Source organism: Rhizobium sp. Pop5, from assembly GCF_024721175.1.
Lineage (GTDB): Bacteria > Pseudomonadota > Alphaproteobacteria > Rhizobiales > Rhizobiaceae > Rhizobium.
The window spans coordinates 2839006-2853052 of sequence record NZ_CP099399.1; the positions used below are offsets into that span (position 1 = coordinate 2839006).

Sequence of the window (14047 nt, forward strand, 5' to 3'; positions counted from 1 at the left end):
TGATTGTGCCGGAAACTAAGGCAGTTCGAAGGAAGCAGCAATGGGTTCGGCCGATTGTTACGCAGATGTAACGGGCTAAACGATTTTCTTGATGATGGGCATGACAAGCGCCGCGCAGACAAGGAGTGCCGCGGCGGCGATCACCGTCGGCACGGTGAAATTGCCTGAACGTTCGGCGATCCAGCCGGCGACGATCGGCCCGACGATCTGGCCGACGCCGAAGGCCGCCGTCATCATCGCGAGAATCCGCCGCGGGCTTTCGGGGGCAAGCTTGCGGCCGATCTGCAGCCCGTAAGCGGTGATCGCGAGGAACGTCGCCCCGAACAGCGCCCCGCCGATCAGCGGCGCGACCGACGGCGGCAACGCCACGGTCGCAAGCACGCCGGCAGCCTCGACCACAAGGGCGGCGACATACACGCCACCCAGCCCGAGCGGCCTCACCAGCGGCTTCCAGGCGAAGAGCGCGACCGCCGATGTCAGCCCGGCGATGAACCAGCAGAGAAACTCGACGAAGGGTCCCGTCGCAGACAGCCGCGCGATGGTGACGAGAAACGTTGCCGTAATGACGTAGCCGAAGCCGAACAGCCCGTAGGACAGCGTCACGAGCACCATCGGCCGGCCCCAGACGAGCGCCGGCTCCTTGCCCGCCCCTGCCGATTGCGCAGGTTCCGATGGCAAGAGCCACCAGACCACGACGAGGCTTGCCGCGCAGTAGAGAGCCCCGCCGATCCAGTCGGCGCGCCAGCCGTCCGGCCCGTCGTGAAAACCGAAGCCGATCAAGAGCACCATCACCGAGGAAAGCGCGATCCCTGCCCCCGGCCCGCCGAAATGCGCCGCCTGCACATGGTCGTTGCCGGCGGCCGCCCCATGGCTGAGCACGATCGACGAGGTGAAGACCATCGCAAAGGCGCTCGCAAGCCCGGCGAGGAAGCGGATCACGGCAAAGACCACGACGGAATCGGTGGCCGCCATGGCCGCAAGCAGGATCGCCGTGGCAAAGAGCGCCAGCAGCGCCACCATCCGTTCGCGTCCTGCCGCCCAGCCATAGGCGGCCAGTACGGCCCCGACGAGATAACCGACGAAATTCGCCGAGGCGATGAGGCCGGCATCGGCCGCCGAAATCGGCACGCCGCTCATCATGCCGGGCAGGATCGGCGTGTAGGAGAAGCGCCCGAAGCCCATGGCCGCCGCCATCGCGACGGCGCCGGCAGCGGCAGTGGAAACGAGATTGGGCGCGGAGCGAGGAGGACGGGAAAGCATGCAGCGCTTATCGCGCCGCAGCGCATTCGCCACAAACGAGTAATTCTGATCGATCGATCAATTCCGCGAAAGATCGGATTTCCACCACCGCCCTTGAAATGAGTTATCTTACGATATATGTTTTACGACATAGTCAACGATATATCCAACGATGAAAGGAAAAACCATGAGAGGTTTTAAAGGCGGCATGTTCGGCGGTGGTTTCCGCATGGGCCGCAAGTTCGCAGCGGGCGACCTGCAGCTCGTCATCCTGGCTCTGCTCGATGAGCGGCCATGCCATGGCTATGAACTGATCAAGATCCTGGAGGAGCGCTCCGGCGGCTTCTACGTACCGAGCCCGGGCGTCATCTATCCCGCGCTCACCTATCTCGAAGAGACCGGCCTTGCCGAAGTGGAGAATGAGGGCGCCAAGAAGCTCTATCGCATCACCGAGGCCGGCCGCCGCCGCGTCGCCGAAAACCGCGAGATGATTCTGCATACGCTCGCCAAGCTCGAACGCATCGGCGAAAAGATGGCCTATGTGAAGCGCGTCTTCGAAAGCGACCGTCACGGCGCCGACGAGGGCGACGATGGCGACTTCATGCAGGACGGCGGCGATATCCGCGCGGCCCGCATGCTGCTGCGCTCAGCGCTTCGGATGCGCTATCCCTGGTCCAAACCCGAAGCCGCCCGCATCGCCGGCATCCTGGAACGCGCCGCCACGGAGATCCTGCAGGGCGGCAGGCCTGAGACGCGGGGGTGAGCACGAAGGTTGGCCACCAAAGCTGAGTGAGTTAATGGATGAGCCGACCTCCCCCTCCTCATTCCTGTGCATGTCACAGGAATCCAGTGCGCCCAAGTCCTTGGGCGCAGGAGACTCTTTTCAACTGCTCATGGCGTCATTCACCGCGCAGACGCGCGGTGGCTGGATTCCTGTGACAAGCACAGGAATGAGGGAGGAGAAGTGAGCGCCCGACGAAGTGCCAGGGAGACGCGGCTGATCGCGACAACCATCGGAATCCCCAAAGGGCGCGGCCTCCCCAATACGGTTTCAGCCCTACCCCCGCTCATCCGGCAGCGTCAAAATCATCGGCCCATTCCGCGTTGCAACCACCGTATGCTCGTATTGCACGGTCGGCGCCTTCGGATCGGCATAGAGCGTCCAGGCATCGTCGCCGCCTTCGGCCCAAGTCGCGCCGAGCGAAAGGAAGGGCTCGACGGTGAAGACGAGACCATCAGTCATCACGCGCTTTTCCGAAGGGTCCGGCCAGGTCGAAAGCTCGGCCGGCTCCTCGTGCAGCGAGCGGCCGACGCCGTGGCTCGCGAGGTTCGCGACCAGCGTATAGCGGTTCTTCTGCGCGAAAGCGCCGACGGCAGTGCCGATCTTTGCCAGCGGTTCGCCCGATTTCACCTGATTGAGACCGACCCAGAGCGCCCGCCTGCCATCGCGGCAGAGCCGTTCGATCTTCGGCTTGACCGGCGGCACGGCAAAGGAAGCGCCGGTATCGGCGAAGAAGCCGTCCTTCTCAGCCGAGACGTCGATATTGATGAGATCGCCGGCGCGGATGACGCGCGGGCCTGGAATGCCGTGGGCGATTTCCTCGTTGATGCTGATGCAGGTCGCACCCGGAAATTGGTAGCAGAACTCCGGTGCCGAGCGCGCACCCGCATCCTCGAGCACCTTGCGGCCGATCTGGTCGAGCTCCAGCGTCGTCATGCCGGGCTCCATCGCCGCGGCCATCACCTGAATGGCGTTGGCGCAGATGCGGCCGATTTCCTTGAGCTTCACCAGTTCGTCGTCGTCTACGATGACCATTCGTCTTTTCCGGGCTGGTAGAGGGCAGCCGCGGCCACCTCAAGCTGTGGCTTTCGCCCCTTCGTCCTTTTCAGTCAATGCCTTTCTGACGATCGGCGCCACTTTCGTTCCGTAGAGCTCGATGCCGCGCATGATCTGATCATGCGGCATCAGGCCGATCGCCATCTGCAGCAGGAAACGATCGTTCTTGAAAAGCGCGTGATGGGCGATGATCTTTTCGGCGACCACCTCGGGATCGCCGAGGAAGAGCGCGCCGTTCGGCCCGCGCGACATGTCGAAATGCGCCCGGCTGGTCGGTCCCCAGCCGCGCTCGCGGCCGATGCGGTTCATCACTTCGGCCTGCGGCCCGTAGAATTGCTCGGCCGCCTTTTCCGTCGTGTCGGCGATGAAACCGTGAACGTTGATGCTGGTCTTCAGCTTCGCCTGGTCCTGCCCAGCCCGACGCGCCGCCTCACGATAGAGATCGAAGAGCGGCGCAAAACGGCGCGGCTCACCGCCGATGATCGCCAGCGCCACCGGCAGGCCGAGAGCACCGGCGCGCGCCACCGACTGCGGTGTGCCGCCGACGGCGACCCAGAGCGGCAACGGATCCTGCAGCGGCCGGGGATAGACGCCGCGACCGCGGATCGGCGCGCGAAGCTCACCGCTCCAGTCGACCGTCTCGCTGTCACGCAGCGCCAACAGCAGATCGAGCTTCTCTTCGAAAAGCTGGTCGTAATCTTCGAGATTGTAGCCGAACAGCGGGAAGGACTCGATGAAGGAGCCGCGCCCCGCCATGATCTCAGCCCGGCCGTTGGAGATCAGGTCGAGGGTCGAGAATTGCTGAAAGACACGCACCGGATCATCCGAGGAAAGCACGGTGACTGCGCTCGTCAGCCGAATGTTCTTCGTTTTGACGGCCGCCGCTGCCAACGCCACCGCGGGAGCTGACGCCGCATAGTCCGGCCGATGATGTTCGCCGAGCCCGAAGACGTCGAGCCCCACCTGATCGGCAAGCTCGATCTCCTCGATCAGATGCTTCAGCCGCTCTGCCCCTTCCGCTCCCTTGGCGCGGGAGGGATTAGGATTGACGTCCGCGAAGGTATAAAGCCCCAATTCCATTGTCGGCATCCCGTTGAACTCGACCCGCAGATAAGGATCGCCAAGAGCGAACGCAAATACAAACTATGGAACGGAATGTTCGAGAATCTTGATAGCGGTTGGATGGTTCGACGATGTCGCTCAGGCTTGGCCGGCAGCTCGCTAGAAGTCTTTGCGCCGTAGACACGGCGCTGCTGGATTCCTGTGACAAGCACAGGAATGAGGGAGCAAGAAGTGCGCACCCCGCCACTCATATCCATTATCATTCAAAGCATTAGTATCAGATGCTAATTGGGTGAAGCAGTTGTTGTTGAACACTTTGAGTGCCAAGAACTCCCTCATTCCTGTGCTCGTCACAGGAATCCAGCAGTCGCGCGTCCGCGCGACGAGAGACTTTTCACAGCCCCAGCAGATGAAACGAAATATCCTCCCACTGAGGATTTTCCCGCTCGATCAGATTGAGCTTCCATTGCCTCGGCCACTTCTTGATCGTCTTCTCCCGCGTGATCGCGGTCGTCAGCAAATCATGCTCCTCGAACCAGACCAGCGTCTTGACTCCATACTTCGACGTAAAGCCTGGCGTCAGTTCATTCTGGTGCTCGTATAGTCGCCCGGCCAGGTCGCGTGTCACACCGGTGTAGAGTGTGCCGTTACGTGCGGATGCAAGAATGTAGACATAACCCTTCATGCCGGCAGATTGGCACAGGACGCATTCCGCGTCGACAGAGGCGCGAACGCGACCAAATTACCAATTCCAGCTAGTTTCAACGACTTCCAGGTATCGGCGGAATCACCTCCCAAGCTGCCTCACACCGCGCTTGAAGCGTCGGGACGGCGCGGCCTTCACCGCGCCGTCTCCACTGCTCACATCTTCGCCAGCAGTTCCGCCAGCTGGTCCGCAGCCTTACCCCAGCCTTCATGGAAGCCCATCTTCTCGTGCGCTTCCTTGTCCTCGGCGCGCCAGTGCAGCGCCTTGGCGGTGTATTTCGTCCTGCCGTTGCCGAGTTCTTCGAGCAGGATGACGCCCGTGAAGAAGGGTTTTTCGGCCGGCACCCAGGCGCTGGTATAGGCATCGGTGAAGACGATCTTTTCGTTCTCGATGATTTCGAGATAGACGCCGCGGTTCGGGTATTGATTGCCCTCGGGATCCTGCATCACGATGACATTGGCGCCGCCGGGGCGGACGTCGAGTTTTGCTTCCGCCACGCCCCAGGGGCGCGGTACGAACCACTGTTTCAGCAGCTCCGGATCGGTCCATGCCCGGTAGATCTTCTCGCGCGGGGCATCGAATTCGCGAACGAGGACAAGTTCATGCTGCGTGCTGGCGGTCATTTCAACATCTCTCCGTTTGAATGAAACCTGTTTCGTCTCAGGTTGTTACAAGGACGTGTCGAAGTTCGGCATTGCGACAGCATGCTTGAATTATTTTGCGACCGGCTGCGCCGCCTCTTCCTGCATCTTGTCGATCTGGTGGCGGATATGAGCAGCCTCCGCCGCAGACTGGGCAAGCGCGATGGCGCGGTCGAAGGCTTCGCGCGCCTGGCCGTTGCGGCCGAGTTGCTTCAACAGATTGCCGCGCAGACCATGATAGTAGAAATAGCCGTCGAGCTTCTCGCCGAGCGGTTCCACGACATCGAGCGCGGCCTGCGCCCCCTGCAATTTGGAAATCACCACCGCCCGATTGAGCATGACGACGGGCGACGGCTGGATACGCTCCAGCGCGCGATAAAGCAGATCGATCTCGACCCAGTCTGTATCTTCAGCGCGTTTTGCCCGGGAATGAATCGCGGCGATCGCCGCCTGGATCTGGAAGGGCCCAGGCCGGCGATGACGCAGCGCCTTGTCGAGCAGCGCCAGCGCCTCGTTGATGAAGAGCTGGTTCCAGAGCGAGCGGTCCTGATCCTCAAGCAGCACGATCTCCCCCTCGGCACTGAAGCGCGCCGGCCGGCGCGAGATCTGCAGAAGCATCAGCGCAAGCAGCCCCATCATCTCCGGCTCGGAGGGAAAAATGCGCAGCATGAGGCGCGCAAGCCGGATCGCCTCGTCGCTGAAGGCGGTCGCATCATGTTTGGGATCGGCCTGGCTGTAGCCCTCGTTGAAGATGAGATAGATCATGGTGCTGACGATCGAAAGCCGCTCCGCCCGCTCCTCGGGGCTCGGCGTCTCGAAAGGCACCCCCGCCTTGGCGACGCGTGCCTTGGCGCGGGTGATGCGCTGCTCCATGGCACTTTCGGACACCAGGAAGGCGCGGGCGATCTGTGTCACCGAAAGGCCGGAGACGATGCGCAGCGCCAGCGCGATCTGCTGGGTCGCGGGCAGATCGGGATGGCAGCAGATGAAGAGAAGCCGCAGGATGTCGTCGCGATAGTTGGAATCATCAAGCCGCTCGGCGATATCGCTTTCGGCATCCTCCGTATCGGAGATCGTATCTTCATCCGGCAGGGCCTGCAGCTTCGAGCGCTTGCGCACGGCATCGATGCCGCTGTTGCGCCCGACGAAGATCAGCCAGGCCGTTGGATCGCGCGGCGGCCCTTTCTCCGGCCAGGTCCGGATCGCCCTCAGGCATGCCTCCTGGAACGCCTCTTCCGCGGTATCGAGATTGCGGAAATAGCGCAGCAGCGCGCCGAGCGCCTTGGGGCGGGCAGAAGCAAGCGCGAGGTCGATCCAGGCAATGTCGGTCATGATGCAGCATCTCCCGGCCTGAACACGTAGAAAGGCCGAATTTCGTAAGAGGTGGAACCGGGATTGACCGAAGAAAGCTGCTTCGAGAAGGCGACCGCCTCATCGAGCGTATCGAAGTCAACCACGTAGAAGCCGAGAAGCGCCTCCTTCGTTTCCGCAAAAGGCCCGTCGATGACGAGAGCCTCGTCCTTGCCCTTGCGCACGGTCGTCGCCGCCGTCGTCGGCATCAGCCGGCCGACAGGCCCCAGCTTGCCGGCTTTGGCGAGCGGCTCCTGCACGGCGTAGAGCTTTTCCATGACGGCAGCCTCTTCCTCCTTGCTCCAGGCGAAGACGGTTTCCTCATGGGCGTAACACAGGATTGCGTAAAGCATCGATCACTCCTCTTTCCGAATGACGAAGGAGTAACCGCTTACCCGACAGGCCGCATTAAAAAATTATCGATGAAGCGGGAGCGCCATCTTGAACATCGCGCCTTCTCATTGAAGGGCGCTATATCGCGATCTACGAACCCATGCCTGACGGCATCTTCGTCGTCGCAGTGGCCTATGGTGTCCGCGATGTCGAGAACTGGCTGAGTTGACAGGAATACCTGTCCTTTCGTCATCCCTCGCTCAGCGTCCGCTTGACCGCATTCTTCCAGCCCTTGAGCTTTGCCGCCCGCACCTTCTCGTCCATGTCAGGCGTAAAGCGCCGATCGCGTTTCCACGTCGCCGAAAAGCCGTCTCTATCAGGCCAGACCCCTGCCCGGCTGCCGGCGAGCCAGGCTGCTCCCAGCGCCGTCGTCTCCAGGATTACCGGCCGGTCGACCGGGGCGTCGAGCAGGTCGGCGAGGCGCTGCATCGTCCAGTCGGAGGCGACCATGCCGCCGTCGACGCGCAGCACCGTATCATCAGTGCCGTTCTTCCAGTCCCTCTGCATGGCGTCGAGCAAATCGCGGGTCTGGTAGCAGACGGCTTCGAGTGCGGCGCGGGAGAGTTCCGCCGGGCCGCTGTTGCGCGTCAGCCCGAAGATCGCGCCGCGCGCCTTGGCATCCCAATAGGGCGCACCGAGGCCCGTGAAGGCGGGCACGAGATAGACCTCCTGCGTCGGATCGGCCTTTTCGGCAAGTGTGTTGGTCTCAGCGGCGCTGCCGATGACGCCGAGACCGTCGCGCAGCCATTGCACGGCAGCACCGGCGATGAAGATCGAGCCTTCGAGAGCATAGGTCGTCTCGCCGTTCAGGCGGTAGGCGATGGTCGTCAGCAGCCGGTTTTTCGAGCGCACCATATCGGCGCCGGTATTGAGCAGCGCGAAACAGCCGGTGCCGTAGGTCGATTTCAGCATGCCGGGCGCAAAGCAGGCCTGGCCGATGGTCGCCGCCTGCTGGTCGCCGGCAACACCGAGGATCGGGACGGCAGCGCCGAAGATATCAGGGTCGACCGTGCCGAAATCTGCGGCGCAATCCTTGACCTCCGGCAGCATGGCGGCCGGCACCCTCAGGATGTCGAGCAGATCCTCGTCCCATGCGTTTTCGGCGATGTTGTACATCAGCGTGCGCGAGGCGTTGGTGGCATCGGTGACGAAGCTCTTGCCGCCGGTCAGCCGCCAGATCAGGAATGTGTCGATCGTGCCGAAGCAGAGATCGCCTCTGGCTGCGCGTGCTCGCGCACCCTTCACATTGGCGAGCATCCAGGAGAGCTTGGTTCCCGAGAAATAGGGATCGAGGATGAGGCCGGTCTTCTTGGTGAAAACCCGCTCCAGATCCTGCCGCTTGAGATTGTCGCAATAGCTTGCCGTGCGCCGGTCCTGCCAGACGATGGCGTTCTGGATCGGCCGGCCCGTGTCGCGCTCCCAGACGACCACCGTCTCGCGCTGGTTGGTAATGCCAAGCGCGGCAATATCCTTCGCCGTCACCTTGGCTTCGCGCAGCGCCATGTGCACGGTGGAAACGACAGAATCCCAGATCTCCTCGGGATCGTGCTCGACCCAGCCGGAGCGCGGATAGAGCTGGGTGAATTCCTTCTGGCCCTTGCCGGCGACCTGCATGTCGCCGTCGAAAACGATCGCCCGAGTCGATGTCGTTCCCTGATCGATCGCCAGAACATATCCGCTCATGAAGTCCCTCCCGCTAGAGCAATTCCAGCAAAAGTGCACCGCGGTTTTGCGTCCGGAATTGCGTGAAACAAAGAGATAGAGCATTTCCGTGATTCGGAGAAAAACGGAAATGCTCTGGCACGTTGATTATCGTGACAAATCAATAGGACACGGATGCGGGCGAGAAAAGCGAATAAAGCGGAATTGCCAGGCCGCCGGCTTTGGGCATAACCTCGCCCGTAACGTTGCAACGCAGCATCGCGATGTCAGGAGAAAACAGCATGAGCAGATCAGTCGTCGTCACCGGCTCCACCAGCGGCATCGGCCTTGCGATCGCCACGGCCTTTGCCGAAACGGGCGACAATGTCGTCATCAACGGCTTCGGAAATGCTGAAGACATCAAGACGATCGTCGCACGGCTTGAATCATTGTCGAAGGGACGGGCAATCTATCATCCGGCCGACATGACCAAGCCCGCCGAAATTGCCGACCTGATCGAAACGACGGCGAAGACTTTCGGCACCGTCGATGTCCTCGTCAACAATGCCGGCATCCAGCATGTCGAAAAGATCGAGGATTTCCCGATCGAGAAATGGGATCAGATCATCGCGATCAATCTCTCCAGTTCCTTTCACACCATGCGCGCCGCGATCCCGTTGATGAAGGAAAGGAAGCATGGCCGCATCATCAACATCGCCTCGGCGCACGGGCTCGTCGCCTCTCCGTTCAAATCCGCCTATGTAGCGGCAAAACATGGTATATTAGGCTTGACGAAGACGGCAGCGTTGGAGCTTGCCGAGTTTGGCGTCACCGTGAATGCCATCTGCCCCGGCTATGTGCTGACGCCGCTTGTGGAAAAGCAGATACCCGATACCGCCAAAGCCCGCGGCATGACCGAGGAGCAGGTGAAGAGCGAGGTCATCCTCAAGGCGCAGCCGACCCGGGAATTCGTCAAGGCCGAGGAGATCGGCGCGCTGTCGCTCTATCTCGCGAGCGACGCTGCCCGCCAGGTGACGGGAACGCATATCTCGATTGACGGTGGCTGGACGGCGGCTTAACCATTTGGAAAAAACAACCGGGAATATCATGAACGACAGCATCCGCTTCATCCTGAATGGCGAGGACATCGCCCTCTCCGATGTCAGGCCGACCGAGACGCTTCTCGATTTCCTGCGGTTGAATCGGCGCCTGACCGGCACCAAGGAAGGATGCGCGGAAGGCGATTGCGGCGCCTGCACCGTGCTTGTCGGGCGGCTCGCCGACGGCAAACTCACCTATGAATCCGTCAATGCCTGCATCCGTTTCTTAGGATCGCTGCACGCCACCCATGTGGTGACGGTCGAGCATCTGGCCGGCAGGGACGGCGCACTGCATCCGGTGCAGCAGGCGCTTGTCGATTGCCACGGTTCGCAATGCGGCTTCTGCACGCCGGGCTTCGTCATGTCGCTTTATGGGCTTTGGCTCACGACGGAGAAGCCCGGCCGCCGAGAGATCGAAAAGGCATTGCAAGGCAATCTCTGTCGCTGCACCGGCTATGAGCCGATCGTCAAGGCCGCTGAGCAGGTGAGCCTGATGCGGCCAAGCGCCCTCTTCGACCCGCTGGAACGGACGCGCTCGGAAATCATCGCGCGGCTCTGGGCGATGCAGGCGAACGGCACCATCAGGATCGGGAAGGATGAAGACCGGCTGATCGTACCGGCCTCGATCCAGGCGCTGGCGGAAATCCTCTCGCAGGAGCCCGACGCGACCGTCGTCGCCGGCTCGACCGATGTCGGCCTCTGGGTGACGAAGCAGATGCGCCGGCTGAGCCCCGTCGTGTTCATCAATCACCTGAGCGAACTGCAATCGGTGACGCAGAGCGAGGATGGCATCACCATCGGCGCCGGCGTCAGCTATACCGGCGCCTTTACGGCCATCTCCAAAAGGATCCCGGCGCTCGGGCGGCTGATCGACCGCATCGGCGGCGAACAGGTGCGCAATATGGGCACGATCGGCGGCAACATCGCCAACGGCTCGCCGATCGGCGACAGCCCGCCGCCGTTGATCGCGCTCGGCGCGACGCTGACGCTGCGCTCCCTCGAAGGCCAGCGAAAAATGCCGCTCGAGGATTTCTTCATCGCCTACGGCAGGCAGGACCGCAGGCCCGGCGAATTCGTCGAGAGCGTCTTCGTGCCCACCCCCAAGGGAACCAGCCGCTTTGCCGCCTACAAGATCACCAAGCGCCGCGATGAGGACATCACCGCCGTCCTCGGCGCCTTCCTGCTCACCCGCGACGAGGCCGAAATGGTCACCGACATCCGCATCGCCTTCGGCGGCATGGCGGCAACGCCGAAGCGCGCCCGCACGGTGGAGGCTGCACTGATCGGAAAGCCCTGGACGGAAGCAACGATCGAGGTCGCCCGCCCCGCCTTCGACGCCGACTACCAGCCGCTGACCGACTGGCGCGCCACGGCGGAGTACCGGCAGCTGACCGCGAAGAACCTGCTGACCCGGTTCTATCTCGAGACGGTGGGCGCGCCAGCGGAACTGAAACGGTTTGAGGAGGTGGCGTGATGAAGACGGTAGTCAGCACGCCCGGAATGCAAGCCTTGATGAGAGGAGCAGCCGCGGTCTCCTCCCCTCCCTCATTCCTGTGCTTGTCACAGGAATCCAGTGCGCCCAAGTCCTTGGGCGCGGAAGACCCTTTTATCAGCTTCAGCGAGTCATTCACCGCGCGGACGCGCGGTGGCTGGATTCCTGTGACAAGCACAGGAATGAGGGAGTGCGGAGTAGCCGCATTCCCTAACTCCCTTCGCGGAGGACTGATCTAATGGACAAGTCCACCTTCGAAGACCCCAAAGTCGTCATCTCAGGCCCCATGCACGGCTCGCTGCACCATGATTCCGCGCACAAACACGTCAGCGGAACCGCCGACTACATCGACGACATCCCCGAACCCGCAGGCCTTCTGCACGGCGCCCTCGGCCTCTCCGATCGAGCGCACGCCGAAATCCTCAGCATCGACCTTTCCGCCGTTGCCGCCCATCCCGGCGTTGTCTGGGTCTTCACCGGCAAGAACGTGCCCGGCGTCAACGACGTCAGTTCCAACGGCAGCCACGACGAGCCGCTGCTCGCCGAAACTTTGGTTCAGTTCCACGGCCAGCCGATCTTTGCCGTCATCGCCGAAACGCGCGACGCCGCCCGCCGCGCCGCGCGCCTCGCAAAGATCGAATACCGCGACCTTCCGCACTGGAGCGATATTGACGGCGCGCTCGCCAATGGCAGCCCACTCGTCATCACTCCCATGACGCTGCACCGCGGCGAGCCGGAAACGGAAATGCCGAACGCCGCCATGCGGCTGAAGGGCCAGATGCGCATCGGCGGACAGGAGCATTTCTATCTCGAAGGCCATATCGCCGTGGCGATCCCCGGCGAGGACGATGAGGTCACCGTCTGGTCTTCGACGCAGCATCCGAGCGAGATCCAGCACATCGTCGGCCATGTGCTCGATATCCCCTCCAACGCCGTGACAGTCAACGTGCGCCGCATGGGCGGCGGCTTCGGCGGCAAGGAAACCCAGGGCAATCAGTTCGCAGCACTTGCGGCGATCGCAGCCAAGAAGCTCGGCCGCGCCGTCAAGTTCCGACCCGATCGCGACGAGGATATGAGCGCCACCGGCAAGCGTCACGACTTTCTGGTCGATTACGAAGTCGGCTTCGATGCGGAGGGCCGCATCCACGCGGTCGACGCGACTTACGCGGCGCGCTGCGGCTTCTCCTCGGATCTCTCGGGGCCGGTGACCGACCGCGCCCTCTTCCATGCCGATTCCAGCTATTTCTATCCGCATGTACATCTGCAGTCGAAGCCGCTGAAGACGCACACGGTCTCCAACACGGCTTTCCGCGGCTTCGGCGGCCCACAGGGCATGCTCGGCGCCGAGCGCGTCATCGAAGAGATCGCCTATGCCCTCGGCAAGGACCCGCTCGATATCCGCAAGCTGAATTTTTACGGCCAGCCGGGTTCCGGGCGCACGCTGACGCCTTACCATCAGGAGGTCGAGGACAATATCATCGCCCGTGTCGTCGAAGAACTGGAGGAAACGGCCGAATACCGGGCGCGGCGCAACGCCATCATCGCCTTCAACCGCGATAGCCGCTATATCAGAAAGGGCATCGCGCTGACGCCGGTCAAGTTCGGCATCTCCTTCACCATGACCGCCTTCAACCAGGCCGGCGCCCTCGTCCACATCTATCAGGACGGCTCGATCCACCTGAACCATGGCGGCACCGAAATGGGCCAGGGCCTCTACACCAAGGTGGCGCAGGTGCTGGCCGACAGCTTCCAGGTCGATATCTCTAGGGTGAAAATCACCGCGACGACGACGGCCAAGGTGCCGAACACCTCGGCCACCGCCGCCTCCTCCGGCTCGGACCTAAACGGCATGGCCGCCTATGACGCCGCCCGCCAGATCAAGGAACGGCTGGTGGCGTTTGCCGCCGAGAAATGGGATGTGGCGCCCTCCGAGGTCGTCTTCCTGCCGAACCGGGTGCGCGTCGGCGAGACCGAGATCGCCTTCCCCGATTTCATCAAGCAGGCCTATTTCGCCCGCGTCCAGCTTTCGGCCGCCGGCTTCTACAAGACGCCGAAGATCCACTGGGACCGCAAGGCGGGTCGCGGCACGCCCTTCTATTATTTCGCCTATGGCGCTGCCTGCACCGAGGTCTCGATCGACACGCTGACCGGCGAATATCTGATCGACCGCACCGACATCCTCCACGATGTCGGCCGCTCGCTGAACCCGGCGATCGACCTCGGACAGGTCGAGGGCGCTTTCGTGCAGGGCATGGGCTGGCTGACGACGGAAGAACTCTGGTGGGACGACAAGGGGCGACTGCGCACCCACGCGCCGTCGACCTACAAGATCCCGCTCGCCTCCGACCGCCCGAAGATCTTCAACGTGCGGCTTGCCGAATGGTCCGAGAATACTGAGGCTACCATCGGCCGCTCCAAGGCCGTCGGCGAACCCCCCTTCATGCTGGCGATCTCGGTGCTGGAAGCGCTGTCGATGGCGGTGGCAAGCGTGGCGGATTACAGGGTCTGCCCGAGGCTCGATGCGCCGGCGACACCGGAACGGGTGCTGATGGCGGTGGAGCGGATGAAGCGGGTGTAGAAGATCGC

Annotated in this window: 12 protein-coding genes; 4 read left to right on the forward strand and 8 right to left on the reverse strand. The window is 62.5% G+C overall.

Features of this window, described 5'->3' with window-relative positions:
- Window positions 1–75: 75 nt before the first annotated feature.
- The gene (locus NE852_RS16385) at window positions 76–1260 is read right to left on the reverse strand and encodes a YbfB/YjiJ family MFS transporter (protein ID WP_037172900.1); all 1185 of its coding nucleotides are present in this window, start codon (window positions 1258–1260) and stop codon (window positions 76–78) included.
- Between the two features lie 166 nt (window positions 1261–1426).
- On the opposite strand from NE852_RS16385, the gene NE852_RS16390 reads away from it, so the two are divergent.
- Window positions 1427–2002 (forward strand): PadR family transcriptional regulator, encoded by a 576-nt coding sequence (locus NE852_RS16390; RefSeq protein WP_008530612.1) that lies wholly within the window; start codon window positions 1427–1429, stop codon window positions 2000–2002.
- A 294-nt stretch (window positions 2003–2296) separates the two neighbouring features.
- Here the strand turns inward: NE852_RS16390 and map are convergent, their stop codons facing one another.
- The 7 genes from map to glpK all read right to left on the reverse strand — a co-directional run bounded on the left by map (window position 2297) and on the right by glpK (window position 8911).
- On the reverse strand, window positions 2297–3055 hold the full coding sequence (gene map, locus NE852_RS16395; RefSeq protein WP_258155837.1) for a type I methionyl aminopeptidase: 759 nt from the start codon (window positions 3053–3055) through the stop codon (window positions 2297–2299).
- 39 nt (window positions 3056–3094) lie between these two features.
- Complete coding sequence (locus NE852_RS16400; protein ID WP_008530605.1) at window positions 3095–4156, reverse strand: LLM class flavin-dependent oxidoreductase; 1062 nt, start codon at window positions 4154–4156, stop codon at window positions 3095–3097.
- Between the two features lie 376 nt (window positions 4157–4532).
- Complete coding sequence (locus NE852_RS16405; protein WP_008530602.1) at window positions 4533–4823, reverse strand: GIY-YIG nuclease family protein; 291 nt, start codon at window positions 4821–4823, stop codon at window positions 4533–4535.
- Between the two features lie 176 nt (window positions 4824–4999).
- Window positions 5000–5467 (reverse strand): SRPBCC family protein, encoded by a 468-nt coding sequence (locus tag NE852_RS16410; protein WP_008530600.1) that lies wholly within the window; start codon window positions 5465–5467, stop codon window positions 5000–5002.
- Between the two features lie 90 nt (window positions 5468–5557).
- Complete coding sequence (locus tag NE852_RS16415; protein ID WP_008530598.1) at window positions 5558–6817, reverse strand: RNA polymerase sigma factor; 1260 nt, start codon at window positions 6815–6817, stop codon at window positions 5558–5560.
- Window positions 6814–7188, reverse strand: a complete 375-nt coding sequence (locus tag NE852_RS16420; protein ID WP_008530596.1) for a YciI family protein — start codon at window positions 7186–7188, stop codon at window positions 6814–6816. The genes NE852_RS16415 and NE852_RS16420 overlap by 4 nt, the downstream gene beginning before the upstream one ends.
- A gap of 229 nt (window positions 7189–7417) precedes the next feature.
- Entirely contained in the window at window positions 7418–8911 is a 1494-nt protein-coding gene (glpK, locus tag NE852_RS16425) for a glycerol kinase GlpK (protein WP_008530594.1), read from the reverse strand.
- A gap of 260 nt (window positions 8912–9171) precedes the next feature.
- Between glpK and NE852_RS16430 the strand changes: the two genes are divergently transcribed.
- The 3 genes from NE852_RS16430 (at window position 9172) to xdhB (ending at window position 14039) form a co-directional block, all read left to right on the forward strand.
- Window positions 9172–9948, forward strand: coding sequence for a 3-hydroxybutyrate dehydrogenase (locus NE852_RS16430; RefSeq protein WP_008530592.1), 777 nt, complete (start codon window positions 9172–9174; stop codon window positions 9946–9948).
- A 28-nt stretch (window positions 9949–9976) separates the two neighbouring features.
- Entirely contained in the window at window positions 9977–11443 is a 1467-nt protein-coding gene (gene xdhA / locus NE852_RS16435) for a xanthine dehydrogenase small subunit (RefSeq protein WP_258155838.1), read from the forward strand.
- 256 nt (window positions 11444–11699) lie between these two features.
- Window positions 11700–14039 carry a xanthine dehydrogenase molybdopterin binding subunit gene (xdhB, locus tag NE852_RS16440; RefSeq protein ID WP_258155839.1) on the forward strand — a complete coding sequence of 780 codons (2340 nt, stop codon included), beginning with the start codon at window positions 11700–11702 and terminating at the stop codon, window positions 14037–14039.
- Window positions 14040–14047 lie beyond the last annotated feature (8 nt).

Bases quoted from the DNA above. Each gene is read 5' to 3' on its own strand.
- NE852_RS16385 (WP_037172900.1), bottom strand. From the start codon at position 1,260: ATGCTTTCCCGTCCTCCTCGCTCCGCGCCCAATCTCGTTTCCACTGCC.
- NE852_RS16390 (WP_008530612.1), top strand. From the start codon at position 1,427: ATGAGAGGTTTTAAAGGCGGCATGTTCGGCGGTGGTTTCCGCATGGGC.
- map (WP_258155837.1), bottom strand. From the start codon at position 3,055: ATGGTCATCGTAGACGACGACGAACTGGTGAAGCTCAAGGAAATCGGC.
- NE852_RS16400 (WP_008530605.1), bottom strand. From the start codon at position 4,156: ATGGAATTGGGGCTTTATACCTTCGCGGACGTCAATCCTAATCCCTCC.
- NE852_RS16405 (WP_008530602.1), bottom strand. From the start codon at position 4,823: ATGAAGGGTTATGTCTACATTCTTGCATCCGCACGTAACGGCACACTC.
- NE852_RS16410 (WP_008530600.1), bottom strand. From the start codon at position 5,467: ATGACCGCCAGCACGCAGCATGAACTTGTCCTCGTTCGCGAATTCGAT.
- NE852_RS16415 (WP_008530598.1), bottom strand. From the start codon at position 6,817: ATGACCGACATTGCCTGGATCGACCTCGCGCTTGCTTCTGCCCGCCCC.
- NE852_RS16420 (WP_008530596.1), bottom strand. From the start codon at position 7,188: ATGCTTTACGCAATCCTGTGTTACGCCCATGAGGAAACCGTCTTCGCC.
- glpK (WP_008530594.1), bottom strand. From the start codon at position 8,911: ATGAGCGGATATGTTCTGGCGATCGATCAGGGAACGACATCGACTCGG.
- NE852_RS16430 (WP_008530592.1), top strand. From the start codon at position 9,172: ATGAGCAGATCAGTCGTCGTCACCGGCTCCACCAGCGGCATCGGCCTT.
- xdhA (WP_258155838.1), top strand. From the start codon at position 9,977: ATGAACGACAGCATCCGCTTCATCCTGAATGGCGAGGACATCGCCCTC.
- xdhB (WP_258155839.1), top strand. From the start codon at position 11,700: ATGGACAAGTCCACCTTCGAAGACCCCAAAGTCGTCATCTCAGGCCCC.